The organism is Bradyrhizobium sp. AZCC 1577 (genome assembly GCF_036924575.1).
Taxonomy (GTDB): Bacteria; Pseudomonadota; Alphaproteobacteria; order Rhizobiales; family Xanthobacteraceae; genus Bradyrhizobium.
Window position 1 is genome coordinate 6,424,034 of sequence record NZ_JAZHRQ010000001.1, and the last position, 16,360, is coordinate 6,440,393.

General features: G+C 58.2%; 14 protein-coding genes. 2 read left to right on the plus strand and 12 right to left on the minus strand.

The window, feature by feature from the left end; all coding sequences use genetic code 11:
- Positions 1-46: 46 nt before the first annotated feature.
- The 8 genes from V1278_RS30340 to V1278_RS30375 form a co-directional block, all read right to left on the minus strand.
- Positions 47-1,849 (minus strand): AMP-binding protein, encoded by a 1,803-nt coding sequence (locus V1278_RS30340; protein WP_334383275.1) that lies wholly within the window; start codon positions 1,847-1,849, stop codon positions 47-49.
- 176 nt (positions 1,850-2,025) lie between these two features.
- Entirely contained in the window at positions 2,026-3,225 is a 1,200-nt protein-coding gene (locus tag V1278_RS30345) for an ABC transporter substrate-binding protein (protein WP_334368983.1), read from the minus strand.
- 70 nt (positions 3,226-3,295) lie between these two features.
- The gene (locus V1278_RS30350; protein ID WP_334384292.1) at positions 3,296-4,498 is read right to left on the minus strand and encodes an ABC transporter substrate-binding protein; all 1,203 of its coding nucleotides are present in this window, start codon (positions 4,496-4,498) and stop codon (positions 3,296-3,298) included.
- Positions 4,499-4,862: 364 nt separating this feature from the next.
- Positions 4,863-5,162: a putative quinol monooxygenase gene (locus tag V1278_RS30355; protein WP_334364330.1), complete on the minus strand. Its 300-nt coding sequence runs from the start codon at positions 5,160-5,162 to the stop codon at positions 4,863-4,865.
- Positions 5,163-5,209: 47 nt separating this feature from the next.
- The gene (locus V1278_RS30360) at positions 5,210-7,288 is read right to left on the minus strand and encodes a 3-hydroxyacyl-CoA dehydrogenase NAD-binding domain-containing protein (protein WP_334383276.1); all 2,079 of its coding nucleotides are present in this window, start codon (positions 7,286-7,288) and stop codon (positions 5,210-5,212) included.
- Positions 7,289-7,463: 175 nt separating this feature from the next.
- On the minus strand, positions 7,464-8,243 hold the full coding sequence (locus V1278_RS30365) for an SDR family oxidoreductase (protein ID WP_334383277.1): 780 nt from the start codon (positions 8,241-8,243) through the stop codon (positions 7,464-7,466).
- Positions 8,244-8,326: 83 nt separating this feature from the next.
- Positions 8,327-9,223, minus strand: a complete 897-nt coding sequence (locus V1278_RS30370; protein WP_334383279.1) for an alpha/beta fold hydrolase — start codon at positions 9,221-9,223, stop codon at positions 8,327-8,329.
- Positions 9,224-9,418: 195 nt separating this feature from the next.
- Entirely contained in the window at positions 9,419-10,210 is a 792-nt protein-coding gene (locus V1278_RS30375) for a crotonase/enoyl-CoA hydratase family protein (protein WP_334383281.1), read from the minus strand.
- Positions 10,211-10,615: 405 nt separating this feature from the next.
- Here V1278_RS30375 and V1278_RS30380 point away from each other — a divergent pair, with 405 nt between their 5' ends.
- Entirely contained in the window at positions 10,616-11,401 is a 786-nt protein-coding gene (locus V1278_RS30380) for a TetR/AcrR family transcriptional regulator (protein ID WP_334383282.1), read from the plus strand.
- A gap of 114 nt (positions 11,402-11,515) precedes the next feature.
- On the opposite strand, the gene V1278_RS30385 is transcribed toward V1278_RS30380, so the two are convergent.
- The 4 genes from V1278_RS30385 to V1278_RS30400 form a co-directional block, all read right to left on the minus strand.
- Positions 11,516-12,655, minus strand: coding sequence for a LysR family transcriptional regulator (locus tag V1278_RS30385; protein WP_334383283.1), 1,140 nt, complete (start codon positions 12,653-12,655; stop codon positions 11,516-11,518).
- A 309-nt stretch (positions 12,656-12,964) separates the two neighbouring features.
- Positions 12,965-13,300, minus strand: coding sequence for a hypothetical protein (locus V1278_RS30390; RefSeq protein ID WP_334383284.1), 336 nt, complete (start codon positions 13,298-13,300; stop codon positions 12,965-12,967).
- A complete protein-coding gene (locus tag V1278_RS30395) occupies positions 13,297-14,214 on the minus strand; it encodes an NmrA family NAD(P)-binding protein (RefSeq protein ID WP_334383285.1) in 918 nt (305 codons plus the stop codon). The genes V1278_RS30390 and V1278_RS30395 overlap by 4 nt, the downstream gene beginning before the upstream one ends.
- A 111-nt stretch (positions 14,215-14,325) precedes the next feature.
- Complete coding sequence (locus tag V1278_RS30400; RefSeq protein WP_334383286.1) at positions 14,326-15,666, minus strand: SCP2 sterol-binding domain-containing protein; 1,341 nt, start codon at positions 15,664-15,666, stop codon at positions 14,326-14,328.
- Between the two features lie 235 nt (positions 15,667-15,901).
- On the opposite strand from V1278_RS30400, the gene V1278_RS30405 reads away from it, so the two are divergent.
- The gene (locus V1278_RS30405) at positions 15,902-16,360 is read left to right on the plus strand and encodes a (2Fe-2S)-binding protein (RefSeq protein WP_334383287.1); all 459 of its coding nucleotides are present in this window, start codon (positions 15,902-15,904) and stop codon (positions 16,358-16,360) included.

The window sequence follows — 16,360 nt, forward strand, 5'->3', positions numbered from 1 at the left end:
CATCTGACACGACACGCGGCAAGGTCGCGAACGGCTGAACTCGCCTTTAGACCCGTATCACATCTCGACTTGTTTCGTTGCAGTAGAGGCGCTCGACCTGTTCAGAACGATGCTTCAGCACAGCACGTTGATTGACGTAAGCCTTGTCGGTGATTTCCCCTGCTGCCATTGACGGCGGCTCCTTCAACAGAGAGAACGAACAGATTCTTTCGCTGCTTCCAACGGTTTCATTATATTCCCGAAAACGTTCCTTCAAAAATTCGACCACATCGGCATCGCAGGTCAAATCTGAGCCTGGACTCTTCGAAATCCGCGCTGCCTCGGTCGGATTCAACCAGCAGAGCAGCGCGCACGCTTCACGATTTTCCCCCGCGACGACAATGTCCAGCAATACGCCGCGCGTGGCTGCCAGGATTGCCGCGCGTACAATGCCGATGGAGACCCACGTGCCGTTCGCGAGTTTGAAGTTTTCGGAAATTCTGCCCGTAAAACGCAGCCCAAGCTCCGGCTTCGCGGGATCCAGAAACGAAACAGTGTCGCCGATGCGATAGAAGCCTTCCTCATCAAAGGCCTTTTCCGTCAAATCCGGCCTTCCGAGATAACCTGGGGTAACGTTGGGTCCCTTGACCCTTGCCTCGTAAGTATCTGAAACCGGGATCAGCTTCAATTGCAGACCCGGCGCGGGAAGACCGATCTCTCCCGGCTGGTCGGTTGCCCAATGGGTCGTACTGATTGTCGGTGCCGTTTCGGTGGTGCCATAGCCCGACATGACCGGGATGCGCCGACCGGTGATCGAGGACGTCAATCGATAGAGCTTTTCGAGCGTGCCTTCCGAAATTGCAGCCCCGGCATAGCTCATTCTATCCATCCGCCTGAACACGCTGGCGCCAAGCTCGCGGTCGTTCTCGATCGCATCACACAACAGGTTATAGCCGGCAGGCACGTTGAACATGGCGGTCGGGGAAATTTCCCTGAGGTTGGCGATGGTCCTGTGGAACAGCTGAGGCAGCGGCCGACCGTCGTCGATGTAGAGCGTTCCGCCATTCTTGAGGATGCTATGAAGGATCACGTTGCTGCCCATTGTGTGGTGCCATGGCAGCCACTCGACCTGGACAGGCGTATCCGGAGGAGACACCAGCAGGCTGCCCATTTGCAGTGAGCTCGCCATCATGCGGTGGGTGTTGAGCACGCCTTTCGGGAAACCGGTCGAACCGGACGTGAAGAGAATCTTTGCGACGGCATCGCAAGACACCGCACTTGATGCACGCTCGAATCCGTCGCTCAAGCTTCGGGCGGTCAGAGTCTGGAAAGGCACCGTGTCCGGCGCGCCATCGACGCTGATCCAGGTCGCGGCTGCCAATTCGGCAATGGACCGACCGGCGGAATAGTCGCGTCCGCTCTGAACGAAAACGAAATTCGGACGCAGCGCTTCCGCAACGTCCTTGAGGCGGGCCAGGCCGCCGGGCATCAGCGTGTAGTTTGGCGATATTGGCGCCAGGATTACCCCGATTGACATCGCTGCGAACGAGATCACCGCGTTCTCGATCGAGTTTCCTGAAAGCACCGCCAGCTTGTCAGCCGGCTTTGCACCCATATCGATCAGGCTTTGGCCGACCGCCTGAACCTGCAACCAGGCCTCGCTATAGGTAATCTCGTCCCATCCTCCCCTCGCGTTGCGCTGCGCGAGAAAAATTCGATCCGGAACAGAATTTGCCCAGGTCGGAAGGAAGTCTGTGATGCGCCAATCGCACTCGCCCAACTGAATAGGCGAGCTCAATACGAACGTGCCGTCGGTTCGACGCGCTATCGAAACCTCTTTTGGCGCAAACGTCAGTGCCTTCGTCGACATCGAGATTGATCTCCTTAATTACGCGTGGAGCCAATCGCGCGCGCTGCACGCGCTTGCCCCCTGATGGCCATTGCCTCTGGTCCACCGCCTGGGTGTGTGATCCGTCAACCGAGCTTCGGGCCAGAACGGTGGGCAGTTCGCATCGAACTGCCGCACTCGTGGCTCCGCTGGTCAGATCACTCGGACCTGGCGTCCAGCACTTCCCCGAAGGCTTGCCAGCTCGTGCCGGCCCATCGTTGCAACCGCATCTGCGTCCAGATCATGTTCTCGGCGCTGGAGGTGTTGACCTTGATGCCGGGCAGCGCAGTTGGAATGACGAAGTCCTTCAGGTTCTTGGCCTGCGCAAGAATATTCTTGCGGGACAAGTCGCTCCCGCATTGTTTTAGAATCTGCTCGAGCACGATGCCTTGCTGATAGCCGGTCAGATAGCTGCCATTGGTGATGTCGGCGCCCGGCAAATACTTGTCAAAGAATGCCCTGTAGGCCTGCATACCCGGGTCGTCTTTCCATGCCGGATCCAGAATGTCCTTGTTGGTCGTGCCGACGATCACGCCGACCGATTTGTCGAGACCGGCCGGTGCGAGCGTGCCTCCGACCGAGCTGGATGGAAAATTGAGGATTACGGTCGCCTTCCAGCCGATCACCGCGGCTTGCCGGATGGCCTGAGCGGCGAACTTCGGCGTGCCGGCGATCACGAGGGCATCCGCACCGGAGCTCTTCAGATTGACCACCTGTGAATCAATCGTCGGTTCGGTAACCTCATAGGACGCGGTTACGACCTTTCGGTCGAAATCCTTACCGAGAAACGCCCTGAAGGCGTTGACATAGTCTTTGCCAAGGTCGTCGTTCTGATAGAGGATGGCATACTTTGCGTTTGGCAATGCCCTCGTCAAATATTTGGCGTAGATCTTTCCTTCGGTGTCGTAGCTGACAAGACCTGTCGTGGTCAGCGGGTAGTTGGCAACATCCGTGAACTTGGATGACCCGCTCATAATTGCGATGCTGGGCACCCCTTTCGACCTCAGGTATTTAGCCGTAGCGGAGATACCGGGAGTGCCGAGCTGGCCGAACATGAACGACACTTCGTCGCTCTCAACGAGTTTGCGGACATGCTCCACCGCCTTAGGAGGGCTATATGCATCGTCATATGCGATGTAGTTGATCTTGCGACCGTTGATGCCGCCGCGGTCGTTGACCGACTGGATATAGGCCATAACTCCCCTGCCCACGAGACCGATCGACGACGCCGGTCCGCTGAAGGGAAAAACGCCGCCGATCTTGATCTCGGTCGCTGTAATTCCGGGCTCTTCGGCCGCGAATGCCGGGCCGCTCAAAAGCAAAGCCAAAGCCGCCACAATCTTCCATTTCATCGACATTTGATCTCTCCATACCCGTACCCCTGCCGGTACGAGTTCTCTTTTGTCGCGTGCCATTAGTCGCCCCTCATCACTCCGAGGAGGCATCGAGTACTTCGCTGAAAAGGTCCCAGCGCGTGCCGGTCCAGCGCTGAAGCCTCATCTGCGTGTAGTTCATGTTGATCTTGTCACTCGTATTGACGCTGACGCCGGGCAGCAGTGTCGGCAACGCCACATTCTTCAGGCTCTTCGCCTGCCTGCTGATGTTCTCGCGGGACAGATCGTTGCCGCACTGCTTGATCAGCTGTTCGAGCAGCATGGCCTGCGTATAACCGAAGAGGTAATTGCCGTCGGCGATATCGACGCCCGGCATGTACCTGTCGATGAATGCCCGATAATTCTTCATCCCTGCGGTGCTATCCCACTGCGCATCCGTCGGATCCATCAGGATGGTCCCGACTATCACCCCCACCGACCTTTCAAGGCCTGCCGGCTTAAGGGTCGCGCCAACCGAACTGGAGGGGTAGTTCAGCAGGATTGTTGGCTTCCAGTCGATCTCGGCCGCCTTTCGGATTGCTTGCGCAGCAAACTTTGGCGTTCCCGCCACCAGCAATGCTTCGGCGCCTGAGCTCTTCAAATTCACGACCTGAGAATCCACTGTCGGATCGCTGATTTCATAAGCGATGGCAGTTACTTTCTTGTCGAAATCGCCCTTCAGACTCGCCTTGAAAGCGTTGACGTAATCTTTGCCGAGGTCATCGTTCTGATAGAGGATGGCATATTTCGCATTCGGCAGCGTCTTGGTCAGGAATTTGGCGTAGATCTTTCCCTCAGTGTCGAAGCTGACCAGGCTGGTCGTCGTCAGCGGAAAGTCCGTCACGTTCGTGAACTTGTTCGACCCCGAGACGATGCCGATAGCCGGCACTCGCTTCGACATCAGATATTTTGCCACTGCCGTATTACCGGGCGTGCCGAGTTGGCTGAAGATGAAGGCAACCTCATCGCTTTCGACGAGCTTGCGAACATGCTCTACGGCCTTGGGCGGGCTGTAGGCGTCATCATAGGCAATGTAATTGATCTTCCGTCCGTTGATGCCGCCGCGGTCGTTGATCGACTGGACATAAGCGAGAATCCCTCGGCCGACCAAACCGATCGACGAAGCGGGTCCGCTGAAAGGAAAGACCCCGCCAATCTTGATCTCAGTCTGTGTTACCCCCGGCGCGTCAGCGGCAAATGCGGACGATCCCAGCGCCAAAAGCATCAGTGCGAAAGCAGCTTTGAACAATTTGAGCATAGCGTCCTCCCTGTGAACAGCGGAGTGCGCGCCCCGGCGGGGCCCGCGATCCTGCAAACCGCGGCCATTGTTCAGCCGTCTTTCCGTTAACCTACAGTTCTTTTTTAGAACTCGTCAAGCCGCTTCGAGAAGAATTGTCCCGCGTATCCGTACGGAAGCAAGCCAGTGGGGAGACTGGCGTCTCCGGTTGAGCTCGCGCAAGAACTCCAATTGACCTTTGAAGCGCGACCGGCTTACGCTGCTATCGGCATGGGGTGGACCGGGTCGTTACTGAATGACTCGTCAAAGGGGACGGGAAGTCCGTGCAGCCTTGAAATCGTTCTTATATGGAACCCGCTATCCGGGCCGTCTGAGGACGATAGAGCTACCGCTTCTCGACCTTTTCGGGAGTGATGATCTGGACCTGTACAGGGGCTGCAAAGCACTTCACCGCCACGCGGCCAAATGCTCTCATGTGGTCGCTCTTGGAATGCAGAGGGAGGCAGTCGGCCGACTGCCACTGTTCGACGAACACGAGCTTGTTCGGATCGGTGGTACTTTCGAACAGCTCGTAGGAAATACATCCGTCTTCCTTGTGGGTGGCGGCGATGCAATCCTTCGCGGCGGAAAACAACTCCGCCTTCATTTCTGGCTTCACCGTGAGCGTTGCTATCACGTAGACCATCTCGTCTATAGTCCTCTCTTGACGCGGAGATCCCGCACCTCCTGCATCTACTTGAAAGCCGCGAAGGTTCCGCCCGAGGTAGCGAGGCGATTTAACAGCGGCACCGGCCGCAGTGTTTCGTCCTTGTCCAGTGCGGCCATAAACGCCAACCGCTCAGCCACGACGGGGAGGCCTATCTGGTCCGCAAGAAACATCGGACCGCCGGTCTGGGGCGGCCAGCCGTATCCATAGAGCCAGACCAGATCGATGTCGCTCGCCCGCTCCGCGATCCCTTCCTCGAGAATTCGTGCGCCCTCATTAATCATCGGGTAGATCAGTCGTTCATGAATCTCGGCGTCGCTGATCTGGCGTCGCGTGATGCCCAGCTTGCGACTGGTATCCACGATCAAGGCCTCTACGTCGGCATCCGGAATCGGCGTTCTGGATCCTGCATCGTACCGGTAGTACCCCGCTCCGGTCTTCTGACCGAATCTTCCCGCTTCGCACAACGCATCCTCGATCGGAGATGTCTCGCCACTATCCTTGCGCGATCGCCAGCCGATATCGAGACCTGCCATATCCCCCATGGCAAAAGGCCCCATCATTCCGAACCGCGTCGCGACAGCGTCAACCTGCTGCGGCAGCGCCCCGTCAAGCAACATCTTGCGGGCCTGGAGCAGGCGGACCACGAGCATTCGATTGCCGACAAAGCCGTGGCAGACGCCCACGACGACGGGAATCTTCCCGATGCGCCGCGCGACTGCAGCGGCCGTGGCCAGCACGTCCGGCGACGACTTTTCGCCACGCACGATCTCGCACAGCTTCATGACATTCGCCGGGCTGAAGAAGTGCATCCCGAGTACGTCCTGGGGCCGCTTCGTGACCGCTGCAATCGCGTTGACGTCGAGAAAGGAAGTATTTGTTGCGAGAATCGCCCCCGGCTTTGCAGCGGTATCAAGTTCGGAGAAGATCTCCTTCTTTATCTGCATGGTCTCGAATGCCGCCTCGATGACGAGGTCGGCCTCCGCAGCGTGCTCCAGGCCCACGGCACCGGTTATCAGTCCCAAGCGCTTGGCGACGGTGTCCGAAGACATCGCCGAGCGTGCTGCGGTCGCCTCGTAGTTTTTCCGTATGGTACCAAGGCCACGGTCGAGCGCATCCTTTGCGATTTCGATCAGCTTCACCGGGATGCCGGCGTTGGCAAAGGACATGGCGATGCCGCCACCCATCGTGCCTGCGCCGATGATCGCGACCGAGTTGACTTTCCGCGGGCGTGTGCCGGCCTCGAGACCAGCGATCTTGTTGCTGCTGCGTTCCGCGAAGAACACGTGACGCAGTGCTTTAGACTGATCGCCGCTTCTCAACCGGGTGAACAGCGTCCATTCCCGCCGGATCGCTTCATCGAACGGTACGTCCAGGCACCACGCAACGGCTTCCACGCAGGCCGCCGGGGCTTCGAGCCCGCGATTGCGCTTCATCGCTTCAGCCGCCGCCTTCGTCAGGGTGCTTCTGTCAGCGCGCGCCGCTCGCAGCTTCGAATCGTCATCGCGCAGCGAACGCAGGGGACGGCGTTCGGACAGAACTTTCTGCGCAAAGGCAACACCCGCCGCGACTGGTTCCCCTTCGAATATTTGGTGGACCAGCCCAAGCTGCAGCGCCTCTTCCGCGCCGATCGGATCGCCGGTCACGATCATTTGCACAGCTCTCGCCGGTCCGATGGCACGCGGCAGACGTTGCGTACCGCCACCACCCGGGATCAATCCAAGTTTGACTTCCGGTTGCCCGAGCTTGGCATCGCTCGCCGCAATACGGAAATGGCAGCCCATCGCGACTTCGAGCCCGCCGCCAAACGCGACGCCATGAATTGCGGCGACGACAGGCTTGGACCGGTTCTCGAACAGGCGATTGATTTCGTCGAGACTGGGTCCCTCGATCTTCTGGTCGAACTCGCGAATGTCGGCCCCGCTAATGAACGTGCGGCCGGCGCAGGCTAGCACGACGGCCGCGTACTGCGGATTGTCCAGCACCTCCCGCATGGCGTCGCGCAGACCTTGGCGCACCGCCGACCCGAGCGCGTTCACTGGCGGGTTGTCGACCAGAAGAACGGCCACACTGCCGTGTTTCTCGATAATAACAGGGCTTGTCATCGGCTATCTCCTTTAGTACGGGCGGTGCGCTCGGATCCGCCCAAACCGCTTGCGCGGCACCGGCTGGTTGGCAGCTTGGTAGTTCGGCTTGGTCGGTGCTGGCCACAGCGCATCTGGCGAGCGGCTATTCAACATTGAATTGAGTGCGCGCCAGCAAGGGCCGGTGGGCGAGCTGTCAGACAGCCATGATGCCGCCGTCCACTGCCAATATCTGACCGGTAATGTGCTTGCCGGCGTCGCTGGCGAACAGGATGATCGCCCCCTTCAAATCGTCTTCATCACCGATGCGACGCAGCGGAACACCCTCAGTCAGCTTGTCGAGGCCAACCGCCTTAATGGTTCCGGCCGTCATTTTGGACGGGAAGAAACCGGGAGCGAGCGCATTGACCGTAATGCCGTACTGACCCCAACTGCCCGCCAATGCGCGGGTGAAATTGACAACCGCCCCCTTACTCGTGTTGTAGGCAATCATCTGCGGCTCGCCAACGTGACCCCGCAATCCGGCAATCGACGCCATGTTGATGATGCGCCCGTACTTGTTCGGAATCATCGACCGCTTCGCGACCTGCTGGCTCAACACGAACAGGGAACGAATATTGAGATTCATCACCTTGTCCCATGCTTCGACGGGATGATCCTCTGTCGGAGCTCCCCAGGTGGCGCCGGCATTGTTCAAGAGAATATCGATCCTGCCAAACTTGCCCAAGGCTTGGTCGACCAACCGCATGATATCGTCATCCTTGGAATTGTCGGCTGCGATAGCGTCCGGCTGATATCCGAGCTTTGAAAGATGTGAACACGCCTGCTCGAGATCGGCGGCTTTCCGCGACGACAAAATCACCTTGGCGCCTTGCTCGCCCAATGCCTCGGCGATCTGCAAGCCCAATCCACGCGAGCCGCCGGTTACGAGCGCAATTTTTCCCGTAAGATCGAACGCCTTCTTCACGCTGCCCATGAGCGATCCCTTTCATAGAGTTCCTCTTCATAGCCGGACACGCACCGCTGTTCCCGCAAGACCAGCCAGGTTTGCTTGCACAATCACCTGGCGCTTTGGATGAACAGCTCAATCAATGCAATGATGGTGTCCGGTGCGTCTTCCTGGCTAAAGTGTCCCGCATGCGGGAGCTTAATGACCGGCGCGTCAGGCCATATTGCTTTGAAATCAGAGATCTGGTTCTCCGGCGCAATCGCTCGATCCTTCATGCCGACCGCAAGCATCGCGGGTTTCGACTTCAGGTTTTGGAGAAGCGGCACGCCCTCCTCGAGGTATGGAATGATCCGACCGAGCAAAGCGTCGAGCGGAAACTCAATTGCCCCGACGCAGTCCTCCTTCGTCGGAAAGGCCGAGCCGAAGGCTGCAAGCCAATTGGAATCCACCGCCGACAAATTCTCCAAACCCTGCGTCTTCATGATGCTGAGGATATTCACGTCCAGGTGCCCCAACACCTCCCCGAGCGTGCCGGCTTTGTGATGCTTCAGGATGAGCTGGAACCAGGGCGTCGACCCCGCGGAGGTCTTTCCATAGCCGGCCAACGTGTTGAGGAGAAACAGGCGCCTGACGCGGTGCGGATGTCGTAGCGTGAACGCTGAGCCGATCAGCCCACCCCAATCCTGCAAAACGAACGTAATGTTCTTGAGATCGAGCGCTTCGATCAGCTTGGTCAGGTTGTCGACATGAGTCCTCAGCGAATATTTTCGATCCCGAGGAGTTTCGCTCTTGCCGAAACCCATGTGGTCAGGAACGACGACTCTGTGCGTGGCGGAAAGCGGAGGGATGAAACGTCGATAGAGGTAACCCCAGGTGGGCTCCCCATGCAAACAAACGATGGGATCGCCGGTCCCCTCGTCGACGTAATGCATCCGAAAGCCGGCTCCCTCAAAAAAGCAGGGTTCGAAAGGCCAAGTTCCACCAAAGGTCTCGCTGGCGGCAATCATGACAAGTCATCGCTCTTTCGCATCTGCTCGAACGCACCTATTCCGCGATGGCAAAACCACCTTTGGCGCGCTCAGTGCCTCGGCAATGTGGCGACCAATCCAACGCGAGCGGTGCGATCTTCGTAAGATCGGACGCCTTGCGTGCTGCCCATGAGTGGCTCCTTTTCCTTGCCGAACTGGTCACGGCGCAAGCGACTAACGTCCCTCGAAGACCGCGGCACGGCGTTCGACGAAGGACTGGATGCCTTCCATCATGTCCTGACTGTTGAAGACACGGTCCTTGATTTTGGGGATGTAGTCGATCGCAGCTCGTTCAGCGGCCTCGATGTACTTCAACGCAGCTTCTTTGGTGACCTGGATTCCGATCGGCGCGTTCTTGGCAATGGTTTGCGCCAGCTCCATCGCACGCTCGATTTGCTTTCCCGGATCGACCACTTCCTGCACGAGGCCGATCTTGTGGGCCTGCGCAGCATCGAACTCGTCGCACAGGAACAGGTGGTACATTGCATCCCCCCAACCGGCCCGGGTCAGAAAGCGGAAGTGCGCGCCGCCGAGCGGCGCAATACCCCTCTTCGACTCCATCTGGCAGAATCGACTATTTGAGGCAGCGACGACAATGTCTCCGGCAAGCATCATTTCGATGCCGATGGTGTAGACGATGCCCTGCACCGCGGTGATAACCGGCTTGCGGCAACGCCCCTTGAGGGCGAACACGTCGATGTTGTCAGCCGGGATATCGATCCTTTCGGCCTTCGGGCCGAAGAATTTGGGCATGTCGAGGCCGGAGGTAAGGTCGCTGCCCTCGGCGCAGACCACGCCGGCCCAATAATCGTCATTGCGGTCCAGCAAGGTCATCGCATCGGAGATCTGCACCATCATCTGAGGGGTGAACGAATTTTTCTTCGCTGGATTGTCGATGATGATTTTCAGCACCCGCCCGTGAACCTCAGTGCGGATCCGACCCAGCGCGGGCTTCTGCTCGCTCATTTGCTTCCTCCACGCAGCGCTTGACGCCTGAGGGGATAACGGCTCACTGCGGTGCGCTCGATCTGGTCACATGACAATTTGTGCTCGACGCCGGCTACAGCATTCTTGTGCCTGCCTTATTCAGGAATGAATTTCACGATGGAGATGCCGACGCTTGATCCGGACCCGCTCTTGATAAAGAACAGCTCTAGCAACTGAGACAGGTTAGGCATTGACTGCACAGCTATCGAGGCACTAGGCGGTGACCCACTCCGCGAGATAGGAAACACTAAGCCATTCCGCGACAAGGCCAGGCTCGTCGGAGCTCCCGATCTCGACGACGACCTCGGACTTTGTCATGAATTCGTTTGTGCCGCGGGCGGTCACTTGCATCAGCTTGAACCTGGCCCGTCCCTGGCTTTCCGAATGCACTGGCGTCGCGAAACGAATTTGCCACTTGATCTCGGGCAAGCCGGCGAAGGCCATCGCGCGGAAACATATGGAAATTCACCCGAAGGCTGCTTATCCTCGCGCGAGATTCTCCTGAATGAAGGCCATCATCCAGAATTCAGGTCTGGCGGCCGACATCCAGATCGTCGATTGCAATTTCCCGGAGCGACACAGGTGGGACACTCACAGGCGGAGAAGGCAAGAAGCCGGGAGCGGATCCTGGATGCGGCGGCCCTGCAGCTCAGGGAACTAGGATTGGCGGGCATCAGTATTAGCGAACTCATGACGTCCGCGAGACTAACCCATGGTGGCTTCTACGGACATTTCGAGTCGCGTGATGATCTGATCGCCCAAGCGCTCGATCGGGCTCTCGCCGACGGCGACGCATCGGCAATCAACGCCGCGAGCGCCAAAGGGCCGCGTACGCTCAAGTCTTTCCTAAACGCCTACCTTAGCAAGACACATCGCGATGATCCGGCATCCGGATGCGCCGTTGCTGCTCTCGCCGGCGACGTCGCCCGCGCCGATTCGCGGACGCGGGACATCATGACGGCGTATCTCGAAAAATCCTTCGACAGCATCGCTACGCTTATTGGGGACGAGGACGCGACCGAGTTCGCTACTTCGGTGATGTGCACGATCGTAGGCGCGATGACTCTTTCCCGCGTGATGAGGGAAGAGGAAGCATCGAAGAAGATTTTGCTGGCAGCGCGACGGTCAATCCTCGATTACGCGGAAATGCGCCGATCCTCCCGCGCGTAACCGGTGCTGGCCCATTCATCGGGTCCTTGCACAGGAGCTGATTGCGCTCAACGCAGCCGGAGTTCCGTGGCGTGGAGAATCGCGCACGCTCCTGATAAGGACAGCTTAATGCGGTCACGCAATGCGCTGCAAAGGCCTTCGAGGCCGTTGCTGCCCCAGAAACCATGCACGAGACGCTGCAAACTCTGTTTCGAGAAGCCGGCGGACCTGCCCTGTCAACTTGCGCAGATCGCTCTCGCGCCGGCGCAACAGCCAGAGATCCATTAACGATGATTCCTGAGGGAGAACACGCACCAATCCCTCTGCGAGAGCGAACGGCACCGCCAGGAATGCCAGCCCCAGTCCCGCCGTAGCGGCAGAAAGATGGTTTGCTATCGACACTTTCAATGAGGCACGGGCATCTCCCGCAGCCTTGAACTGCGTGAGAAGAAGCATTTGTCCGGAACGCTCGCCCTGAAGGCCGGCAAAGTCAGCCGAACTTCCGATAATTTCATGCTTGTCGAGGTCCGCAATGGATCGCGGCGCCGGATGCTCGGCCAGATATGCTTCGGATGCGAACAAGCCGAACGCTACCGTCGCTACCCGCCGACCTACTAGCTCGTTGTCGCCCGGATGCCCCATCCGAATGACAAAATCGAGGTCGCTTGCGGCGAGATTTTGCTTGAGAACAGTGGAGAATATCTCGAGGCTGATCTTGTCGTTGAGTGCGCGCAGCTTGTTCACGCGAGGCAACAACCAGTGCTTGGTCAGGCCTTCGGTAGCAGAGATCTTGATGGAAAAGGACCTGTCGCCGGCACGCGATGACAGATCGCGCTGAAACAACTCGAACGACCGTACGATAGCAGCCGCCGACAGACGGAGTTGTTCGCCTTCCTGTGTCAGCTTGACACCGGAGGACACTCGAAAGAAGAGCGGAGCTCCGATATGGCGTTCCAGCTCCTTCAACCGGCGACTGAGCGTCGGCTGGCTCATACCCAATTCGCGAGCGGCGCGATTGACACTGCCGAACCTCGCGACGGAAGAGAATAATCGGAAGAGATCCCAGTTTGCCTCCGCTACGCGTCCCCTCCGCGACGACTGCTGGTTCTGACGGCTTCCATGATCGGTAGCCGCCTCGAGGTTCAGGCAAGCGTTGTCTGCGGAAGATTCCGTCAAAACCTCAGCCGTCATCGCCATTCCCTGGAACGCAGCGCACATCTGCTCCATGCCATATGGGCAATGTTGGTTACCGTAGTTGCCGGACCACGGCGCCATTCTGCATGACACGTATCATCCAGAATAAGAATGCTGTTCATCATGCAAAACGTCAAGACCAATTTCATGAGTTCGGTGGGCTACATCGAGGATTTCGCTGAGCGAAGCGGCTGAACGGGGCGCTCACTATCGCGTAGCCTGGCGGCGGGCGCTCTTAACGCCGTTACCGTGATCAGCGACAACGCTGGTGTCGACGGAGAAGCGCGCCTTCGAGAAATTCTTTCATCGCGAGGCGCAGCCGTCCGGCCGAGCACAACGGGAAAGGGTATCGGCCAACAAGATCGGCCCAGTCGCGGACCGAGCTACATGTCACATCATGCTGCCCGGCATGAAGCAGCGGACCCGCGGGCGACCGTCGATATAATACTTCCACACCATGGTCCGCCCGATCTTGTTCGGCTGAGTGACAACGGCGCCGTCAGGCACCATCACCCACTCATGGTCGATGCGCACACGATAGTGCCCGTGATGTGATTCCCAATCGACGTCGGCAACAACGTATCCATCCGCGTCCGAGCAGCATGGCCCGAATTCGCTGTGGTCGAACCATCCTTTCAACGGTGAATTGGCGTAGCGTCCATCATCACGCGCCGGTGCAGATGTAGTCAGCATGATCAGGGTCAGCGACCACGCGGCGCGCTTCATGGCAGGAATTCCTCGTCTGCCGCCGTATACACATTGGCGTGGCGCAGGACAAAGTCGTAAACGCTGAGCGGCGGCGTGCCAGTGACCTTCTCCACATCCGACGTCAAGCGGTCATATCGATTCTGCTGTTTAAGAAGAGCCATTGTTGCGAGATGGGCAAGCGCATGCGGAGACAACCTGCCGCTATCCTCCAGCTGCTTGCGCCAAGGTTCCCAGGGTACGTTCACGTAAGTGATTGGACGTCCGAGAGCCTTGGAGAACTCTTCAGCAACCCCGTTCATATCCTGGGAACGCGGGCCAGTCAGTTCGTATATCTTGCCGATGTGCCGGGCCGGGTCTTCGATGATCGCAGCGATCACCCGCGCAACATCTTCACTGGCGATCGGCGAGGTCTTTCCATTCCCGAAGGGCAGTCGAATTTGCTGATGCTCGCGGATTGAATTCGCCGATAACCTGAGGAAGAAGGTATCCAGGAATGAGGTCGGACGGACATGCACGACAGGCACCCCAGACCAATTCAGCGCCTGCTCCGCGAGCCAGTGCAGCTTCTGCTGTGGGCTGTCTGTGGTCGAATTGATTCCCATTTGCGAGACTGTCATTTGTGAGATGTTCACGAATGCACTCACGTTGTGATGTTTCGCGACGGCGGCGGCATTGACTGTCGCCTCGAGATACTGAGCCGACACAGTCATACCGAAGTAAATTCGCTCGCAACCCTCAATGGCGCGATGCATCGCATGCAGATCGAGAAGATCCCCGACGACAACCTCAACACCGCGTTCGGCTAGTTTGGCCGACCGAACATCCTCATTGCGCACTAGCGCCCTCACCTTGGATCCTCGTCCGATCAGTAGCTCGCACACGGCGTGACCAACTGTTCCTGCGGCACCAGTGATTAAGATCGGAGATTCCATCTTTTCCTCCTCGGACGCCCCGCGAGCTGTGCTTGGGCACGCTGGGACGAACCCAGCGCCACTGATCGAATATTGGGGCAGGCCACCTGCGGTCCGCCTACATTCGAGAAATCAAGACGGAAAACATCGACCGAAGGCCTGCAGGAGCCTCGGTGAACCGCGGAAGCGAAGCTTTCTGCGCAGCAGCAGCCAGGGCAACTTCACCTCTTTGCGCAGGAAGCTCAGCCAAGCGTCACTATCGGCTGTCATGGCGAAATCCGCCGCACCCTGACGACCGTTGGTGACCTTTATCGTCTTGTTCCTGATTTCAACGGTCACTTCCGCGGGTTCGCGGCCCACGAACGTGAAATGAAACGTCGCATTAAGGCCGGCAGAACGTCCTCGCTGAAAGACTAATGTAAGCGATCTCAGAAAGGCAAGAATCGAACGTATGTTCGAGAGTCCGTTGCGGACGCGCTTGATCGGCTTGTGCGGGAAGCGGCGGGGCACGTAGGCTTCGGCGTCCGATCCGGCGACGACATAGACTGTCTCAACCTTTTCGCTTAGGGGTTTGGCTACCTCCTCCATGTATTGCTTTCGGTCGGCGAGATAGGGACCGATCACATCTTCGCCTGCAGGACACACCGCCATACAGTAAGCGGCTTTGTAGTTCGCACCAAAGGAAAGGCTTTGCCACATTGAAGCCGTTTCTGCCGGCGTGAACCTGTCTCGATAGGCACGCGAATCCCGACTGTCGGCGATCCCATTCACCCAATCGGTGAAACCGCCTGCGAATTCGCGATAGTTGTGGGTGTAGCAGGCCGCGAAATCAAAATGCCCATCCGGGGCGATCGCACCAGTGGGACAGGCGGAAACGCACAGCTTGCATTCCAGACAAGGGCTGTAGTCAAGCGGTCGCGAGTAAGCACTGACCTCCGCATCCAGCAAAACGGTCCCGAGAAGAACAAAGTTGCCGAACTTTGGATGGATGACGTTGCGATGAATGCCCATCCGACCAAGGCCGGCCGCTTCGGCAATCGGCTTGTGCGATACCAGCCATTGCTTGCCCGCGCCGAAGCGGTCCATTTCCATGGGAAAACCAACGGCAGCCGCATTGATCGCTCGAACGCCGATGGCCTCCAACCTACTGACGATCTCTCGAACGACGTCGTCGGTCTTGTGAACAACGTGGTGAAACTCGATGTTTGCGATGGACCGCATTGGAGTTCGGATGTTCTCGCGATTCATCCGGCACACAATGCTAATGATCGACTTCGTGCGGGGGAACACGCCGAGGATGTCTGCGCGGTGCGCGGCGATATCTTCGCGATCGACTTCGACGAATCCTACGTCATCCGCCCCAGCCTCCAAACACAATGACCGGAGCCGATCCGCATCCAATGTGTGCGGCCGCGACGCTTTTGTCTCAGCTCGATGCGATACAACGGTTGGATGACTCGCTAAATCGACCACACACCAGCTCCCTCATCAGCAGGTCCAAATCGGCTCCGATCTCGCTCAAATCAAAATGTCTAAACAAAACTTAGTCACTTGCAAAAAACTAGTCAAGTCTGCTAATAGACGAGGAACGGCTCATAGGGAATGACCGCGCATTGTCAGCGGGACCTCAGCTCTGCCAAGGTGTTGGGAGCTCCTGAAGAGCAGACGGGCACCAATCGTCGTTTTCTCAATCGCTGGAGCACTCGCAATGCAATTGACCGTCAATGGCAAGCGGCACGACTTGGACATCGAACCGGAAATTCCGCTTCTTTGGGTGCTTCGGGATGAACTCGGCATTACGGGACCGAAGTATGGCTGCGGCGCCGGGCTTTGCGGTGCGTGCACCGTGCATGTCGACGGTGCGGCGGTTCGTTCCTGCTCGATCAGTGCTGGCGAGGTTCGCGGCAGCGTCACGACGATCGAGGGTCTCGGAACGCCGGCAAACCCACACGTGGTTCAGCAGGCTTGGATCGAGCACCAAGTTGCGCAGTGCGGCTATTGTCAGTCCGGCCAAATGATGACTGCAGCAGCCTTCCTGTCGAAAACCCCCGATCCGTCTGAGACCGATATTGCCGACGCCATGAGCGGAAATCTTTGCCGATGCGGAACTTATGCTCGCATCCACAGCGCCGTCAAAACTGCAGCCCAGATGATGAAGGGGAAATAG

What these genes read in the sequence shown, in the direction of transcription:
- V1278_RS30340 (WP_334383275.1), bottom strand. Translation starts at nt 1,849, where the DNA reads ATGTCGACGAAGGCACTGACGTTTGCGCCAAAAGAGGTTTCGATAGCG.
- V1278_RS30345 (WP_334368983.1), bottom strand. Translation starts at nt 3,225, where the DNA reads ATGTCGATGAAATGGAAGATTGTGGCGGCTTTGGCTTTGCTTTTGAGC.
- V1278_RS30350 (WP_334384292.1), bottom strand. Translation starts at nt 4,498, where the DNA reads ATGCTCAAATTGTTCAAAGCTGCTTTCGCACTGATGCTTTTGGCGCTG.
- V1278_RS30355 (WP_334364330.1), bottom strand. Translation starts at nt 5,162, where the DNA reads ATGGTCTACGTGATAGCAACGCTCACGGTGAAGCCAGAAATGAAGGCG.
- V1278_RS30360 (WP_334383276.1), bottom strand. Translation starts at nt 7,288, where the DNA reads ATGACAAGCCCTGTTATTATCGAGAAACACGGCAGTGTGGCCGTTCTT.
- V1278_RS30365 (WP_334383277.1), bottom strand. Translation starts at nt 8,243, where the DNA reads ATGGGCAGCGTGAAGAAGGCGTTCGATCTTACGGGAAAAATTGCGCTC.
- V1278_RS30370 (WP_334383279.1), bottom strand. Translation starts at nt 9,223, where the DNA reads ATGATTGCCGCCAGCGAGACCTTTGGTGGAACTTGGCCTTTCGAACCC.
- V1278_RS30375 (WP_334383281.1), bottom strand. Translation starts at nt 10,210, where the DNA reads ATGAGCGAGCAGAAGCCCGCGCTGGGTCGGATCCGCACTGAGGTTCAC.
- V1278_RS30380 (WP_334383282.1), top strand. Translation starts at nt 10,616, where the DNA reads ATGCACTGGCGTCGCGAAACGAATTTGCCACTTGATCTCGGGCAAGCC.
- V1278_RS30385 (WP_334383283.1), bottom strand. Translation starts at nt 12,655, where the DNA reads ATGGCGCCGTGGTCCGGCAACTACGGTAACCAACATTGCCCATATGGC.
- V1278_RS30390 (WP_334383284.1), bottom strand. Translation starts at nt 13,300, where the DNA reads ATGAAGCGCGCCGCGTGGTCGCTGACCCTGATCATGCTGACTACATCT.
- V1278_RS30395 (WP_334383285.1), bottom strand. Translation starts at nt 14,214, where the DNA reads ATGGAATCTCCGATCTTAATCACTGGTGCCGCAGGAACAGTTGGTCAC.
- V1278_RS30405 (WP_334383287.1), top strand. Translation starts at nt 15,902, where the DNA reads ATGCAATTGACCGTCAATGGCAAGCGGCACGACTTGGACATCGAACCG.